Source organism: Duganella sp. BJB476 (assembly GCF_003416895.1).
Lineage (GTDB): Bacteria > Pseudomonadota > Gammaproteobacteria > Burkholderiales > Burkholderiaceae_D > Rugamonas.
Genome location: NZ_QVIO01000006.1, coordinates 282871 through 299309, shown reverse-complemented (window position 1 = coordinate 299309; position 16439 = coordinate 282871). Strand labels below are relative to the sequence as shown.

Below are 16439 nucleotides of genomic sequence, written 5' to 3'. Positions count from 1 at the left end.
CATGCAAATTCGACCTTTTCCCTGGAAATCGCTATTCCTGGCTCCTTTTGCCAGCGTACCTGCCTTGACGATTGCAGGCTTGGGAAGCTCTGGCGCGGGCTTGGCATCCGACTTTGGTTCGGGGGTTTTTTTCGGGCTTTTGCTTGCGGCTCCGGCTTCCTTTTTGGGTATGCTGTTTATCGGCATTCCGACGTTCTTAATTTTACGGCCTTACAAGTATGCATTGATGCTGGCTACTTGTGCGTTGGGTTTCGCTGTACCGTTTCTAATGTTTTTTGGCGACGCCCCCGTCAGAACAACCTTGGGGGCAGTTGCTGCAGGCGTCGCAGTGGCTTCTGCTGCATACTTCTTGCGGCCACGTAATGCCTAACCTTACGGCTTGAACGTTCGCGCCTCCAGTGCGACGTTGATGCTGGCCGCGCCGGCATCGCCTGCGCTGTGCGCCAGCAGCACCTTGTAGCTGCCCTTGGCCACGCGCCAGCTCTTGCTGCGGCTGTCGTAGGTCGCCAGCAGGCGCGGATCGACCGTCACGCTGACTTCCCTGCTTTCGCCAGGCGCCAGTTCGACTTTGTCCCAGCCGGCCAGGCGTTTCGGCGCTTCCCACTTCACGCCCTGCGGCGCCACGTACAGTTGCGGCACGTCCTTGCCTTTGACCGCGCCGGTGTTGGTCACCTGGAAGCGCAACTGCAGTTTGCCGTCCTTCTGGCTGGCCATCAGACCGGAATACGCGAACTGCGTGTACGACAAGCCATGGCCGAACGGGAACAAAGGCTTCAGGCCCTTGAGGTCGAACCACTTGTAGCCGATCGCTGCGCCTTCGTGATAGGTGACGGCAAAGCGGGTTTTCTCGTCCTTCGGATCGCCGTCCAGCACCGGCCGTGGCAGCTGGGATGCCGACGCCGGATAGGTCACCGGCAGGCGGCCCGACGGATTGACTTCACCAAACAGCACGCGGGCGATAGCCTCACCGCCGCTGGTGCCGGCGTACCATGCTTGCAGTACGGCGGCGCTCTGCTCCAGCCAAGGCATCAGCACCGGACCGCCAGTCTCCAGCACCACCACCGTTTTCGGATTGGCCTTGGCGACGGCCGCGATCAGCGCATCCTGATTATCAGGCAGCGACAGCGACACCGCATCGAGCGCCTCCCCTATCCACTGCTGCGCGAACACCAGCACCACGTCGGCATCCGCCGCTGCGCGGGCGGCGGCTGCGGCATCCAGGCCATCGAGATAAACCACCTTGGCGCCCGGGGCGCGCGCCTGGATCGCCTTCAGCGGCGACGACGGATGGTAGACCACCGGACCGGGCCAGCTGGTCGGCGCGATGCCGGTGACGGCGCTGCCGCCAACCGGATACACCAGCGATGAACCGCCGCCGGCCAGCACGCCCACATCCGCATGCGCGCCGATGACGACGATCTTCTTCGCGCCGGCCTTCAGCGGCAGCACGCCGCCGGCATTCTTCAGCAGGACCATGCCGTCCTCGGCGTCGCTGCGGCTGACCAGCGCATGCGCCGCGAAGTCGATCGCGCCGCCCTCCGCCACCGGATGATCGACCACGCCCTTGTCAAACATGGTGCGCAGGATGCGGAACACCATATTGTCCAGGCGCGCCTGCGGCACGTGGCCGTTGGCGACCGCCTCCTCCAGCGCGTTGCCGAAGTAGGCGCTCTTGTCGAACTCCCAGGCCGATTCCTGATCGAGGCCGTTGTTGGCCGCAGCCACGGTGCTGTGCACCGCGCCCCAGTCGGACATGACGTAACCCTTGAAACCCCAGTCCTGCTTCAGTACCTGGTTGAGCAGGTAATCGCTCTCGCAGGCGTAAGCGCCGTTCAGGCGGTTGTAGGCGCACATCACAGAGCCGGGATCGGCCTGCTCCAGCACCAGCTGAAACGCCAGCAGGTCCGACATGCGGTTGCTGGCATCGTCGATACGGCTGTCGAGGATGACGCGGCCGGTCTCCTGGTCGTTGACGGCGAAGTGCTTCATCGTCGCGATCACGTGATTGGACTGGATGCCCTTGATCTGCTGCGCCACCATGGTGCTGGCCAGCAGCGGATCTTCACCGGCGTATTCGAAATTGCGGCCGTTGCGCGGCTCGCGCAGCAGGTTCACGCCGCCGGCCAGCATGACGTTGAAGCCGGAGGCGCGCGCCTCGGCGCCTATCATCGCGCCGCCGCTGTAGGCCAGCTTGCGGTCCCAGGTGGCGGCGGTGGCCAGGCCGGACGGCAGCGAGGTGCGTTCACGCGGCGTCTTGCCGGCCTGGCTGGCGACACCCAGGCCGGCGTCGGTCTCGAACAGCGCCGGCAGGCAGAGACGCGGCACGCCGGCGATATAGCCAGCAGATAAAGGCAGCGCGGCCGGATTGCGTTTCTTGTCGGCGAAGTCGTTGCCGAACCAGCCCATCACCCAGCCCAGTTTTTCCTGCTGCGTCATCGCTTGCAGCGCCAGCGTCGCGCGCTGGTCGGCGCCCAGTTTGGCGTCCAGCCACGGACGGTTGGTCGGAACGGTGTCGGCAGCGTAGGCCGGCAGCGCGCCTGCAATCGCCAGCGCCAGCGCCAGCAAACGAAGATTCAAGGCAGATTTCAAAGTGTCTCCTTATTGTCGATGCAAACCACGGCGTCCAACGACGCCGTGGTGTCCCGCCTTAGTAGTTGATGCCAAGCCGCACGCCGACTGTGCGCGGTTCGATATAGCTGGCCTGCATCTGGCCGCCGGTCGCCGAGCCGCCCCAGGTTTTGGCCCAGGTATCGCTGACGTTGCGCACATAGCCTTCCAGGTTCCACCTGTCGTCCGGGCTGATCAGCTTGAGTGAAACGTCGCCCTTGGCATAACCCTTCTGCGACAGCCCGATATGCGGGTCGTCGAAGTTGAGCAGGTCAAAGTATATCTTGCTCTGGTAGCGCATCCCGCCCCAGGCCACCAGCTTGTAGCCGCTGTCGAGATTGAAGTCCTGTGACAGGTTCAGGCCGAAGGTGTATTTCGGCGCGTTCGGCAGCGTGTTGCCTTCGAGGTTGCGGGCGCGGCGGCCGCGCAGGCGCGCCTCCGGTCCGCTGTACATCTCGGGGCACTTCGAGACCGAATTGAACTCGATGCGCTCGTTGCACAGGTAGCCGTCGTTGTAGGAATCGTAGTCGTGGATGGTCGGCTTGATGTAGCTGGCGAAGCCGCCCAGCTTGGCGCCGGCCCACGGCTTGTAGTCCCATTCGATTTCCAGGCCGGGGATGTTGACCTTGGCCACGTTGACGGTCTGCCAGCCGTGCTGGATGTCGCACGCCGGATCGGAGGTGCATGGGCTCTTCGGTATCACCTGGGCGAAGAAGTTGTCGCCGGTGATCTGCATGTCCTTGTAGCGCTGGAAGAACGCCACCACCGACAGGCCCAGACGGTTCTGCAACAGCTTGGCCTTGTAGCCCAGCTCGAAGTTGATGACCGTCTCCGGACCATATGGCGTGTACGTGATGTTGGGGGTCGGCCCGTTCACGCACACCATGCCGCCGCACAGGTCGTGCTTGTCGCCGAAGCCGCCGGACTTGTAGCCGGTCGAGATCGAACCGTAGGCCATCTCCTGCGCGTTGATCTGCTTGCTCAGGCCCAGGCGCCAGGTGAGTTTGCGCCAGCTGTCGGCGTGGTCGTTCGGGGTCGGATCGCCGAAGCCGAGCAAGGCTTGCGGGCCGTTGTTCGGGCCCATCGCCGTGGTCAGGTCGTTGCCGTTGTGCGGACGCCAGCCGGGCGAGCCGGGCACGCCGGGATTGATCAGGCCGAGGTAGTAGGCGTTCGGGAAGCCGCCGCCCCAGCTGGCGCCGCCGTAGTTCAGGCCGCCCTGGTCGGATTTGCTGTCGCGGCTGAAGCGGGCGCCGGCGGTGCCGGTCCAGGTCGGCGCGAAGGTCCAGTCGGCCTGCGCGAAGGCGGCCTTGGCGTCGATCTCGCGGTCGGGCTGGGCGTAGTACTGGGCGATCGGCGCGCCGTAGGGGCCGTAGACCAGGGTCTCCTGCGAGAAGTCGATCTGGTTTTTCTCGTGCATCCAGAACAGGCCGGCGACGTATTTGAGCGCGCCGAAAGTCTGCTTCAGCTGCAGCTCATTGACGGTGGACTTGTAGCGCGAATCATGGGTGCGGGTGGCGCTGTCCTTGACCGGCCAGGTGCCCCAGTTGCCGCCCGACGGCAGCGGCAGGCTGGCTTCGACCTGGAACGGCAGCGGATGGAAGCCGTTGTCGTCGTCGTGCACCTGGCTGCGCTGCTGGTCGGCCCAGGCGAAGCCGTAGTCCAGCGTGGTGTTGGCGTTGACGTTCCAGGTGGCTTGCGAGCGCACGGTGTTGATCGTCATGTCGGTCTGGCCCGGCACGTTGATCAGCACATCCCACTGGCCGCGCGTGCAGGCGTAGCGGGTGCCGGCGGCCTGGTCGCAATCGCGCACGTTGACGTAGCCGGCGCCGTTGTTCTGGAATTTTTCCGCCGTCAGCAGCCATTCGACATCGCGCCCGAACTTCATGCGCGCGGCCAGCCGGCCGGCCCATTCGTCCTGGTTGTTGTAGGCGTGGGCGGCGTCGACCTTGGTGTTGTAGCGCTGGTCCACCAGCGGCGTCCCGGCCGGGAACACTGTACCGAAGCCCCGGTCGGCGTAGCCGGTGAAGTCCTGCAGCTGGTTCAGGCGGCTGTCCTTTTTCACTTTCATGAAGGTGGCGCGCAGGGCCAGCCAGTCGTTGACGGCGATGTTCTGGATCATGTTGAGCTGCTTCATGTGCAGGCTGCCCATCTCGTACGAGCTGCTGCCGTAGGTGCTGCCGAATTCCGGCTTGGCCGGAATGATGTTAATGCTGCCGGCGGTGGAGTTGCGGCCGAACAGCGTGCCTTGCGGGCCGCGCAGCACTTCCACCTGCTCGAGGTCGAACATCAGCGCCTGCGCGCCCTGCGGACGCGGCGAGTACAGCCCCGCCACGTGCAGGCCGGCCGACGGGTCGCCGATCTCGGTGAAGTTGGTGGCGCTGATGCCGCGAATGGTGATCTGCACCGCCGAATCGTTACCCTCGCTCATCTGTACATTGGGCAGCTCGCCGGAAATGCCCTTGAGCGTGGTGATGCCTTGGCGGGTTAGCTTGTCCTGGGTGAAGGCGGTGACCGCCAGCGGGGTTTTCAACAGCGAGGTGGCGTAGCGGGTGGCGGTTACCTTCACCTCGGCGATGCCGTCCTTGTCGACGTCGGCGCCGACGATTTTCGGTGCGGCAGCTGCATCCTCCGCTGCGGCAAAGGCGTGCTGCGCCGTCAGGCTGAAGGCGCTGGCAATTGCCAGGCTCATTAATGTTTTCTTGGTCATCGCGTGCAAAATATGTCTCCTGCTTTTATAGGTGTAAAAAAGCCGGCCCCTGCATCGAGGCCGGCAACTTCGCGGCGGGCGAAGCGATGAACTTGTTGCTGGCCCTTATTGGGCGATCAGCTTGAACGACTGGGCCGGTGTGCCGTTGCAGTCCCAGATCTGCAATTGCACGCCGTTGGCGGTGGAGGCGGCCGGCACGTCCAGGCACTTGCCGCTGGAGCGGCCGACGAATTTGTAATAGCCGTCGCCCTGGTCCACCGCCTGCCATTGCTGGTTGCTGCCGCCGCCGTAGGTCCACAGCTGGACCGGCGAGCCGTTGGCCGTGCCCCAGCCAGCCACGTCCCACGCCAGCGCCGGCGCCTGCTGGCTGCTGACGCGGTAGTTGCCGCTGTCGGTGGGCGTGAACTTCCACTGCTGGTTGGCGGCGCCACGGCTGTCGCAAGCCCATTGATGGACCACGGCGCCGTTGCTGGTCGAGAACTCGGCGTCGTCGATGCAGGAGCCGCTGTTCTTGTTGACCACGCTGTACCACTTGCTCGGGTCGATGCCCTTGACCGGGTCGGTGTGGAACTGCACGTCGAAGGCGCTGCTGGTGAAGCCGGCGCCGTTGCGCCAGATCTCGGTGCCGGCCTCGACGTCCAGCAAGTACCAGTTGTTGTTGACCACGTTACGCCCGACCGAGTCGCGGAAGAACGGCACCAGGTCGAAGTTGACCTCGTTCACCGGCGAGGTGGCGACGTAGGAAACGATGTTCCAGCCCGGCCAGCCACCCGGATTTTTCCAGTCGATCCACACGTCCCAGTTCATGCCGTTGAGGTTGACGTTGCCGGTCTTGCTGCCGGCCGGTTGCGCCGGGCCGTTGTGGTTAATCCAGATCATGATCTCGGCGCCGTCCGGCTGGCCGCTGGCCGGCGCGGTCGGGCCGGATGAGAACCAGATGTCGTAGGCCACGTCCCAGTTGCCGGCCGCGCCGGGCGCGATGCGCCAGCGGGTCGGCGCGTAGGTCAGCGCCTTCGCCTGCAGCGGCAGGCCGCTGTCCTTGGTGCACGAGCCCCAGTGGCAGCCCTTGTAGATGGCCGGATAGGAAGCCGGCGTGCTGTCCGGCGACGACGGCGCGCTGCTCAGGCTCCATTCGCCGGTGTCGGGATTGACGTTGATGCACTGGGAACCGCTGGCCTTGTCGTTCCAGAAGTTGGTGATAACGGTGTAGGTCTCGCCCAGCACCGGATACGAGGCGTAACGCTCGCAGCTCGATGCGGCCATGCCGGGTGCGCTGTAGGCGAGCGTGATGACTGCCGCAAGCATCAGTCTGGATTTCGTGGTGAATGTCATTTGCTTAGTCTCCATAATGTTTTTGTAAGAGATCTCCCTGTCTGCAATGCCAAACAACAACATTGCATACAGAGAAAGCATAGTCAGATCGCCGGCCCTCCACCCGTTCAAAGTTGCGCAGCGTGGAGGAGTGTCTTTTCAACCACAACACATGTAACGGTGCTGGTTTTACAAGAAAGAGATGACTATGATGGAAACGTTTCACTCATCTTTACATTTTACCAATCTGTAGGACGGAACAAGTTTATGCACATGCCCTCCCCCACATCCCGGCCGCTGGAATACCGGCTGAACCAGGTCCTGGACTACATCGATGGGCATCTGGGCCAGAACCTCAATCTCGACTGCCTGGCCGCGCGGGCCCATTTGTCGCGCTACCATTTCCTGCGCAGCTTCCAGCAGTGGAGCGCCGAGGCGCCGCATGCCTACGTGCGCCGACGCCGGCTGGAGACCGGGGCCTCGCAGCTGCTGTATTCGTCCGATTCGATCGCCGCCGTCGCGCAGAATTGCGGCTTCGACACCGCCGACGGCTTCGCCCGCGCGTTCCGCCAGTACTTCGGCCTGTCGCCGTCGCGCTGGCGCGACCAGCGGCGCGACATGGCCGCCGCCAGCAGCCAGGGTCCGGTCGCCGGCCAGAGCGGGCCGGTGCGCATCGTCCGCCTGCCGACCGCGCGCGTGGCCTACACGCGCCACTTCGGCCCCTACGATGTGGACAGCGCGGCGCAATGGTCGCAGCTCGACAGCTGGTGCCGCCAGCATGCGCTGCCGCCGTCGCCGCGCTTCGGCATGGGGCTGGACGATCCCGATATCACGGCGCCGGAAAAGTGCCGCTACGACGTTTGCGTGGAAGTGCCCGAAGGATTTGTGGCGCCGGCCGGCATGCCGATCAAGACCATCGCCGGCGGCGCGCATGCGGTGCTGCGCTTCATCGGTCCGCGTGTGTTGAGCAAGGACGCCTGGCACCGGCTGCTGCGCGACGGCGTGCTGTATGGCCGCTACAAGGCCGCAGCCCGTCCCTGCTTTGAACGTTACGAAGCGGATCGGCTCGACGCCTGCGTGGAGGCGCAGGATTGCGAGCTATGCCTGCCGCTGGAGCCGCAGATGGATTTGTGATCAGCCGGCCGACAGCATGGCCGACATGCCGATCAGCGTGGGATATTGTTCGGTGATGACGAAGGTGGGGATGTGCGACAGATAGTCCGAGAAGCGGCCCTTCTGTTCGAAGCGCGCGCGGAATCCCGAGCGCTCGAAGAACTCGCTCATCTGCGGCACGATGCGGCCGCCGATGTAGATGCCGCCCTTGGCGCCCAGGGTCAGCGCGACGTTGCCGGCCACGGTGCCCAGCATGTCGCAGAAGGCGTCCAGCGTCTCCTCGCACACGGGGCACAGGCGATGCAGGCCGCGCTCCATGATCTGCGCGGTGTTCAGGTTCTGCGGCTCGACGCGGGCGCGCTCGGCCAGCGCGCGGTACACCAGCGCGATGCCGATGCCCGACACCAGCCGCTCGCTCGACACATGCTCGTGATGGCGGCGCGCATAGCGCAGGATGTCGATCTCGCGTTCGTTCATCGGCGCGAAGGTGCTGTGCCCTCCCTCGCTGTCGATGGCGATCCAGCGGTCGCCGGCAGGCACCAAGCCGGACACGCCCAGCCCCGCATCCGCGCCCACCAGGCCGATGGCGGCGCCGCTGCGCGCCACGCCGCCGCCGATCTGGCGCTTGTGATCCGGCGCCAGGTAAGGCAAGGCGCTGGCCAGCGCGGTGAAGTCGTTCACCACCACCAGCGATTTCAAACTGAATTGCGAACACACCGCCTCGATCGAGAACGACCAGTGGTGGTTGGTCATGGTCACCCAATCACCGTCGATGGGATTGGCGATGGCGATGCCGGCGAAGCGCGCCTGGTAGCCGCCCGCCGCCACCGTGGCCGTCTGCGACAGGTAGGCCACCAGCGCCGCGCCCAGGGTCGGATAGGCCGCGCAATCGGTCACCCAGATCGCCTCGATGCGGTTGGGGGCAGTCTCCAGGCCGAAGCTGGCGCTGGTGCCGCCGATGTCGGCCAGCAGGCGCGGGCCGTGTGCGAGGTGCGAAAAAGATTCGCGTTTCATGGTCTCTTCCTTGTTATTACCGGCGGCTTGATTATATGTCACGTCGCTTATGAAAACGTTTTCAAGCACTGTTTTCATTAAATAACGTATCCCGATGAAAGTCAATGCGGGATCAGGGGCGGATTTGGCGGAAAGCCGCAAAATGTATGGTAATCTTCCGGCGAAAAGGTTTTCAGATAAGAATAGGACTCGCCTTGGCAGACACCCCCCACTCCTCCGGCCCATCGACCCTGATGGATGTTGCACGCCAGGCGGGAGTGTCGCCCAGTACCGTGTCGCGCATCCTCAACGGCACCGCCAAGGTGTCGGACGACAAGCGCCTGGCCGTGCTGGCCGCCATCGACAAGATGAAGTTCGCGCCCAACCAGATGGCGCAGGGCCTGAAAAAAGGCCGCTCGATGACCATCGGCATCGTGGTGCAGGACATCTCCTCCCCCTTCTTCGACGAAACGCTGCGCGGCGTCGACGACGGCTTGAAGGGCACCGGCTACGCCTCGGTGATCGTCAGCGGCCACTGGAACGCGGAAGAGGAGGCGGACCGCATGCGCCTGCTGCTGGCGCGCAAGGTCGACGGCATCATCCTGCTGTCGGGCCGCATGTCGGACCAGGCCGTGCTGGGCTTTTCCAGCCAGCGCCCCATCGTCTCCACCGGCCGCGCGCTGCAAACCCGCAGCGCCCTGGGCTTCAAGCTGGACAACGAATCGGGCGCCTACCTGGCGGTCCACCACCTGATCGAGCTGGGCCACCGCAAGATCGCCTTCATCTCCGGCCCGGCCAACAACATCGACGCCGCCGAGCGCCTGGCCGGCTACACCCGCGCGCTGAGCGAGGCCAACATCGAGCTGGACGCCAACCTGATCGTCGAGGGCAATTACCACGAGTCCAGCGGCATGCTGGCCATGAACCGCCTGTTCGACACGCACCAGCAATTCACCGCCGTCTTCGCGGCCAACGACCTGAGCGCGTACGGCGCGCGGCTGGCGCTGTACCGCAAGGGCATCCGCGTGCCGGACGACATCTCGCTGGTCGGCTTCGACGATTTGCCCGGTTCCTCATATACCACGCCGCCTCTAACGACTATACGCCAGCCCTTGTATGACATCGGCCGCATCGCCACCCAGGCGCTGCTGCGCATCATCAACGGCGAGGAAGCACGGGGCGAAGTGCCGCCGCTGGAGCTGATCGTGCGCGAAACCACGCGGCGCGTGCGCTGACCGAGTAGCCACACGGAAAACTGGTCTTTTCTGCACCGAAGCCCCAACCGCTTTACAATGACGGACGTTTCGGCAAAAATCACCCTCGATCTTTTTCACATCGTCAAACCAACAAAAGGAAGAACAATGGAACATACCCTGCCACCACTGCCATATGCAATCGACGCCCTGGCGCCGCACATCTCGCAAGAAACGCTGGAATACCACTACGGTAAGCATCATCAAACCTATGTGACCAACCTGAACAACCTGATCAAGGGTACCGAGTTCGAAAACCTGTCCCTGGAAGAAATCGTCAAGAAATCGTCCGGCGGCATCTTCAACAACTCCGCCCAGGTATGGAACCACACCTTCTACTGGAACGGCCTGACCCCGAACGGCAAAGGCGCACCATCGGGCGCGCTGGCCGACGCGATCAACGCCAAGTGGGGTTCGTTCGACAAGTTCAAGGAAGAGTTCACCAAGTCGTGCGTAGGCAACTTCGGTTCGAGCTGGACCTGGCTGGTGAAAAAGGCCGACGGTTCGCTGGACATCGTCAACACCTCCAACGCCGCCACCCCGCTGACCACCGACGCCAAAGCGCTGCTGACCTGCGACCTGTGGGAACACGCCTACTACATCGACTACCGCAACGTGCGTCCTAAGTATGTAGAGACCTTCTTCAAGCTGGCCAACTGGGACTTCGCAGCCGCGAACTTCGCTTAAGCGACCTAAGCCGCTAACCCGGGGTCAGGTCCCCCATTTGAGCATGAGCCCGGTTGTACTAGCCGGGCTCATGCTCAAATGGGGGACCTGACCCCGGTTTTTTTATTGTAGCTGCAGGGTTTTGACGGTTTTGAAATCGCTCTTCTCGCCGGCGCCGGAGGCGGTGTTGCGGCTCTCCTTGCGGATGGCGACCAGCCGGTTGCCGGCCAGCGCGTAGACGCTGGACTCTTCGTTCTTCGCCTCAAAGGTGACGACGATGAAGGCGCGGCCATACACATTCTGCGTGATGCGGCTGGCCAGCGGCGTGCCGTCGGCGCCGATCCATACATACAGCCGGCCGTCGAATTCCTTGACGTATTTGCGATCGCGGTCGCTCAGCGCGTCGATGCCCTGCGCGAAGGTCAGCATGCGCGCCGGCTTGCCCTGATAGGCGTCGGCCTTCTCGGTCAGGAAGCTGGTCTTCTCCAGCATGTGCGACAGGCTGCTGGCCGCCGAGATCATCGGCCGGAGGTCGGTCGGACTGAATTCGCGGGCGGCGTTCAGCGTCGGCGTCTTGGCGTTGGGGTTGCGCGCGACGGCCGTTGCTTCGGCATCCAGCTTGGCCAGCATCTCGCGGCTGTAACTGAGCTGCATGCCGCGCTGGCCGTCCTCGATGGCGACGATCGCCTGACCGCTGGTTTCATCGGCGTCCTTGCCTTCGCCGTTGCGGCGCCACACGCTCGAATCCAGCGTAGCCTTCAACGGCACCGGTTCCTGCAGCCGCTCCAGCGCGGCCTTCAGATCGGCCAGGCCGTCGGCGTGGGCGGCAATGCCGGCCAGCGCCAGCACCGGGATCAACATCAGGTGTGACAAACGCATTCGATCCTCTTTCTCAAGCGTGGCCCAGGCGGCCCGCAGTCATCGTAACGGTTCTACCGCAACGTGCGGCGACCGACAAATCATGGGTGACCATCACCAGCGTCGAGCCGCGTTCGCGATTGAGCGCGAACATCAACTCGATCACCGCCGCGCCGGTGGCCGCGTCAAGCGCGCCGGTCGGCTCGTCGGCCAGCAACAGCGGCGGCTCGCAGACAAAGGCACGCGCCAGCGCCACCCGCTGCTGCTCGCCGCCGGACATGTACTTCGGATAGTGGCGCAGGCGGGCCGACAAGCCCACCCGCTCCAGCATCGCCTTCGCCTTCTCGCTGGCCTGCCCTTCGCCGCGCAGCTCCAGCGGCAGCATGACGTTTTCCAGCGCCGTCAAATGCGGCAGCAGCTGGAACGACTGGAACACGAAGCCCACGTTCTGCTGGCGGAACACGGCGCGGCCGTCTTCGGTGAGCTGGAAGATGTCGGTGTTCTCCAGCTCCACCGTGCCGCTGCTCGGCAGGTCCAGCCCCGCCAGTATGCCCAGCAGCGTCGACTTGCCGGAGCCGGACGCGCCGACGATGGCCAGCGTCTCGCCGGCTTGCACCGTCAGGTCGATGTCGTACAGGATGGTCAGTTCTCCGGTGGCGTCGGCCACCCGCTTGCACAGGTTTTTTACCGCAATCGCAGGCCGCAACAGGCTGGCGGCGAGGTTCATATTCGTCATTGATACTCCTAAGTTTCCCGAAGACTGAGTAATGGCGGCTGGTTCAACACGCCGCGCAGACCCGCCCAGCCGCCCAACAGCGCGCACAGCGCACCGGCGGCCAGGCCGGCTATCCACAACAGCGGCGACCATTGCCATTCCAGGTGAAAGCTGAAGCGCGCCAGCGCCCAGCTGGCGGCAGTGGCGCCGCCAGCTGCCAGCAAGCCCGCCAGGGCGCCGGTCAGCAGATGTTCTATCAATTGGGCCTGCGACAGCTGCCTGCGCGTCGCGCCCAGCGCGCGCAGCAGGGCCGCCTGGCGCTTGCGCGCATCCAGCGATCCCGCCATCGCAGCGTACAGTACCAGCAATCCCGATATCAGCGTGAACCCGAACAGGAATTCCACAGCCGCGCTGACCTGCGCCAGCGTATCCTGCATGCGCTGGATGAAGGCGCTGATATCGAACACGCTCAGATTCGGATAGTCTCGCGCCAGCAGGTAAGCGAAGCGCCGGTCGTCGGCCGGCACATGCACCGTCGTCGCCAACGTCATCGGCATGCCGGCCATGAACTTGGGCGCCACCTCGAACGCGGCGCCCACCTGGTGCGCGCGCCAGTCGATCTTGCGCAGGCTGGTGGCCTTGACCTCCAGCGTTTCGCCGGCCACGTCGAAGGTCAGGCTGTCGCCCAGTTTGAGGCCGAGGATTTCGGCGATGCCCCGGTCCACCGACACCTCCGCCGCCGCACCGTCGTACCAGCGGCCGGCGGTGACTGTGTTGGGCGCCCGCAGCTGGTCGGCCTGTTCGATTTCGAGTTCGCGTTCCACCAATTCCTTCGCGCGCGGATCGTCCGATTTGGCTGGCTTGCCGTTGATGCCGATCAGCCGTCCACGGCTCAGCACATGCATCTGCGGCTGGCCGTAGTTCTTCAGGCGTGCCGCCAGCTCCTGCTGCTGGTCCGGCTGGATGTTGATGACGTAGTGATTCGGCGCGCCGTCCGGCGTGGCCTGATGCCATGCCGCCAGCAGGTCGCCGCGCACCACCGTCAGCAGCAGCAAGGCGGTCAGGCCCAGCGCCAGTGCGACGATCTGCGTGACGCTGGCGGCCGGGCGGCGGCGCATATCGGTGATGGCGAAGCGCCAGGCGGGATGATTGAACAGGCGGCGCAAGCGCTGCAGCGAACCGACGCCCAGCCAGGCCACCAGGCCGAACAAGCCTCCGCACAGCGCGAAGCCGACGGCCGCCATCAGGCCGAGCATGACATCGTCGGTCTGCCACACCAGCAAGCCGGTGAAGGCGGCGGCGCCCAGCGCATAGCCAACGACGGTGCGCGCCTGCGGCGCTTCCTGCTCGCGGCGCAGCAGGCGCACCTGCGACACATTGCGCAGCTGGAGCAGCGGCGGCAGCGCGAAGCCGAGCAGCAGCACCAGCCCCGCCGCCAGCCCTTGCAGCGCCGGCTGCCAGCCGGGTGGCGGCAGGTCGGCGTCGACCAGCTTGCCCAGCCATTCCAACAGCACGAAGTGGCAGCCGAATCCCAGCAGCACACCGGCCACGCTGCCGGCCACGCCCAGCATCAGGAACTCCAGCAGATACATGCGCGTCTGCTGCGCCTGCGTCTGGCCCAGGCAGCGCAGCACGGCGCAGGCGTCCAGGTGGCGCTGCATGAAGCGGCCTGCCGCCATCGCCACCGCGATCCCGGCCAGCAGCGCGGACAACAGGCTGACCAGCGACAGGAACTGCCGCACCTGGTCCTGCATGGACTGGCTGTCCTTGCCCATCGAGGCCAGCGAACTGATTTCGATGCCCAGCTTGGGCGCGGCGGCGATGCGCGCCTTGAGCCATTGTTCGAAGCCCGCCACCTGCACCGGTTCGCCCGCCAGCAGCAGGCGGTAGGTGGCGATGGCATGCTGTTGCAGCAGATTGGTGGACATCAGGTCGGCGCTGGAGATCATGGCGCGCGGCGCCAGCGTCACGAAGGATGCGGCGGCATCGGGCTCCGAGGCAATCACTCCTGCCACCGTCAGGCTGCGGTCGCCTATGCGCAGCGCGGAGCCGTTGTGCAGGTTCAGCGCCGCCACCAGTGTCGCATCAATCCACACGGTGCCCGGCGCGGGGATGGCCGTGGCCACCGCATCCGGCTGGCCGTCGCGGCGCAGTTTCATGTGGCCACGCAAGGGATAGGCATCGCTGACGCTCTTCAAAGCGACCAGCATCGACACGCCCTGCTCGTCCCGGCCGGCGACGGCCATGTTCAGCATGGCGACCGTGTCCGCGCTGCGCAGGCCGCGCCGCTGCGCTTCGGCGCGCACGTCTGCCGGCAAGGGCTGGTCGGAAGCGAGTACCAGGTCGGCGGCCAGCACCTGGTTGGCGTTGCGCGCGATGCCGGCGCCCATGCGCGCGGTGAAGAAGTTCACCGACGACAGCGCCGCCACCGACAGCATCAACGCCGCCAGCAAGAACCGCAACTCGCCCGCGCGCCAGTCGCGCAGCATCATGGAAAACGATAGTCTGAACATCTCGCCGCATCCGATATAAAAAAGGCAGCATGCCCAAACCTGGCCCGGCAAGCCGCCGGAATGCGACGAAACGCCAGCAGCGGCGATGGTTTGCAAGAATCGACGGCTGGATTGCACGGCAAAATTTCGCCGCCATGCCTATAATCGCGGACGCCCCCTTCCACCCTGGAGCCTATACAACATGACCTACCTCGCATCGCCGCAACGCTACGACGCCATGCAATACCGCAGTTGCGGCCGCAGCGGACTGAAACTGCCGCTGATGTCCCTCGGCCTATGGCACAACTTCGGCGACTCCAATCCGCTCGCCTCGCAGCGCGACATGCTGCGCACCGCCTTCGACCTGGGCATCACGCACTTCGACCTGGCCAACAACTATGGCCCGCCCTACGGTTCCGCCGAAACCAATTTCGGCCACCTGTACAAGGAAGACTTCAAGCCTTACCGCGATGAGCTGATCATCTCCACCAAGGCCGGCTGGGACATGTGGCCCGGTCCATACGGCCAGGGCGGCGGTTCGCGCAAGTACGTGCTGGCCAGCCTGGATCAAAGCCTGCAACGGATGGGCCTCGATTACGTCGACATCTTCTACTCGCACCGCTTCGACCCGGACACGCCGCTGGAAGAGACCATGGGCGCGCTGGCGCATGCGGTCCAGCAAGGCAAGGCGCTGTATGTCGGCGTGTCGTCGTATTCGGCGGAGAAGACCGCCGAGGCGGCGCACCTGCTGGCCGAGTGGAAGGTGCCGTGCCTGATCCACCAGCCGTCCTACAATATGCTGAACCGCTGGATCGAGGAAGACCTGCTCGACACGCTGGCCGCGCAGGGCATGGGCTGCATCACCTTCACCGCGCTGGCGCAGGGCATCCTGAGCGACAAATACCTGAACGGCATTCCGGAAGACTCACGCGTGAATCGCCCCGGCGGCGGCTCCCTGCAGAAGGCCCACCTGAGCGATGAAAACCTGGAACGCGTGCGCGGCCTGAACGCCCTCGCCAAAACGCGCGGCCAGACGCTGGCCCAGATGGCGCTGGCCTGGGTGCTGCGCGATCCGCGCATCACGTCCACGCTGATCGGCGCCAGCAGCAGCGCGCAGATCCGCGAGAACGTGGCGGCCTTGCAAAACCTGGCCTTCAGCGCCAAGGAGTTGGCCGACATCGATGTACTGGCCAAGGAAGGCGCCATCAATCTGTGGGCCGGATCGTCCAGCCACAAATAAGGCCTAGTTAGTCCGCGACCAGTCGCGCCGCTCCGGGCGTTCGTCCGGCGCGGCGTCGTGGAAGGCGCCGTCCACCACCGGTATCGTCTCGATGTGATCGAAGCCGATGTCGGTATCGGGCGGCAGCGATTCGATGTCCACGCCGGCGCGCTCGCCGGTGCCTTCGGCGTCGGTGTCGCTATCGAGGCCGATGTCCGGCTCGCCGGGGACGTCGCTGCCGCTGTCGGAATTGTCGCTAGGGCCCAGCGCCCGCGTTCCATGGCCGCGCCCCAGCGTGCGGTCGGTGCCTACCGGTATGTTGTCCGGGTCCAAGGTACTGTCAGACATGATCTGCTCCTCCCTGTGAAAACCCCCATTTGACCACCGTCGCCGTGGCCGTTCCGTGCGTGTCCGCGCATAAAAGCTATCGTGCCGATAGGAATTTTTTACTTTACAAATGTATTATTCATCTCTATAGTTAACTCATACCGCAGCCCAACCAAGG

General features: G+C 64.7%; 13 protein-coding genes. 5 read left to right on the top strand and 8 right to left on the bottom strand.

The annotated features are described in order from the left end of the window. Window position 1 precedes the first annotated feature (1 nt). A complete protein-coding gene (locus tag D0T21_RS31815; protein ID WP_147328161.1) occupies window positions 2-370 on the top strand; it encodes a hypothetical protein in 369 nt (122 codons plus the stop codon). Between the two features lie 2 nt (window positions 371-372). Here the strand turns inward: D0T21_RS31815 and D0T21_RS23390 are convergent, their stop codons facing one another. From D0T21_RS23390 to D0T21_RS23380, 3 genes are all read right to left on the bottom strand, one after another. Further along, entirely contained in the window at window positions 373-2589 is a 2217-nt protein-coding gene (locus D0T21_RS23390) for a glycoside hydrolase family 3 C-terminal domain-containing protein (RefSeq protein WP_229211610.1), read from the bottom strand. A 58-nt stretch (window positions 2590-2647) separates the two neighbouring features. Beyond that, the gene (locus D0T21_RS23385; protein ID WP_116994544.1) at window positions 2648-5296 is read right to left on the bottom strand and encodes a TonB-dependent receptor; all 2649 of its coding nucleotides are present in this window, start codon (window positions 5294-5296) and stop codon (window positions 2648-2650) included. A 123-nt stretch (window positions 5297-5419) separates the two neighbouring features. Then, on the bottom strand, window positions 5420-6646 hold the full coding sequence (locus D0T21_RS23380) for an RICIN domain-containing protein (RefSeq protein WP_116994543.1): 1227 nt from the start codon (window positions 6644-6646) through the stop codon (window positions 5420-5422). Between the two features lie 246 nt (window positions 6647-6892). Between D0T21_RS23380 and D0T21_RS23375 the strand changes: the two genes are divergently transcribed. After that, window positions 6893-7759 (top strand): GyrI-like domain-containing protein, encoded by an 867-nt coding sequence (locus D0T21_RS23375; RefSeq protein WP_116992915.1) that lies wholly within the window; start codon window positions 6893-6895, stop codon window positions 7757-7759. On the opposite strand, the gene D0T21_RS23370 is transcribed toward D0T21_RS23375, so the two are convergent. Then, window positions 7760-8752, bottom strand: coding sequence for a glucokinase (locus tag D0T21_RS23370; RefSeq protein WP_229211609.1), 993 nt, complete (start codon window positions 8750-8752; stop codon window positions 7760-7762). It lies immediately after the preceding gene. Window positions 8753-8985: 233 nt separating this feature from the next. On the opposite strand from D0T21_RS23370, the gene D0T21_RS23365 reads away from it, so the two are divergent. Together D0T21_RS23365 and sodB are read left to right on the top strand one after the other, a co-directional pair. Beyond that, complete coding sequence (locus D0T21_RS23365) at window positions 8986-9966, top strand: LacI family DNA-binding transcriptional regulator (RefSeq protein ID WP_116992913.1); 981 nt, start codon at window positions 8986-8988, stop codon at window positions 9964-9966. 126 nt (window positions 9967-10092) lie between these two features. Further along, window positions 10093-10671, top strand: a complete 579-nt coding sequence (gene sodB / locus D0T21_RS23360) for a superoxide dismutase [Fe] (RefSeq protein WP_116992912.1) — start codon at window positions 10093-10095, stop codon at window positions 10669-10671. A 102-nt stretch (window positions 10672-10773) separates the two neighbouring features. Here the strand turns inward: sodB and D0T21_RS23355 are convergent, their stop codons facing one another. From D0T21_RS23355 to D0T21_RS23345, 3 genes are read right to left on the bottom strand one after another with little or no spacing between them, the layout of a single operon-like run. Beyond that, window positions 10774-11529, bottom strand: coding sequence for a hypothetical protein (locus D0T21_RS23355; RefSeq protein ID WP_199538589.1), 756 nt, complete (start codon window positions 11527-11529; stop codon window positions 10774-10776). A 13-nt stretch (window positions 11530-11542) separates the two neighbouring features. Then, window positions 11543-12244 carry an ABC transporter ATP-binding protein gene (locus tag D0T21_RS23350; RefSeq protein WP_116992910.1) on the bottom strand — a complete coding sequence of 234 codons (702 nt, stop codon included), beginning with the start codon at window positions 12242-12244 and terminating at the stop codon, window positions 11543-11545. Between the two features lie 8 nt (window positions 12245-12252). After that, window positions 12253-14736, bottom strand: a complete 2484-nt coding sequence (locus D0T21_RS23345) for an ABC transporter permease (protein ID WP_199538588.1) — start codon at window positions 14734-14736, stop codon at window positions 12253-12255. Window positions 14737-14917: 181 nt separating this feature from the next. Here D0T21_RS23345 and mgrA point away from each other — a divergent pair, with 181 nt between their 5' ends. Beyond that, a complete protein-coding gene (gene mgrA / locus D0T21_RS23340; RefSeq protein WP_116992908.1) occupies window positions 14918-15955 on the top strand; it encodes an L-glyceraldehyde 3-phosphate reductase in 1038 nt (345 codons plus the stop codon). A gap of 3 nt (window positions 15956-15958) precedes the next feature. Here the strand turns inward: mgrA and D0T21_RS23335 are convergent, their stop codons facing one another. Beyond that, window positions 15959-16282: a hypothetical protein gene (locus D0T21_RS23335; RefSeq protein WP_116992907.1), complete on the bottom strand. Its 324-nt coding sequence runs from the start codon at window positions 16280-16282 to the stop codon at window positions 15959-15961. Window positions 16283-16439 lie beyond the last annotated feature (157 nt).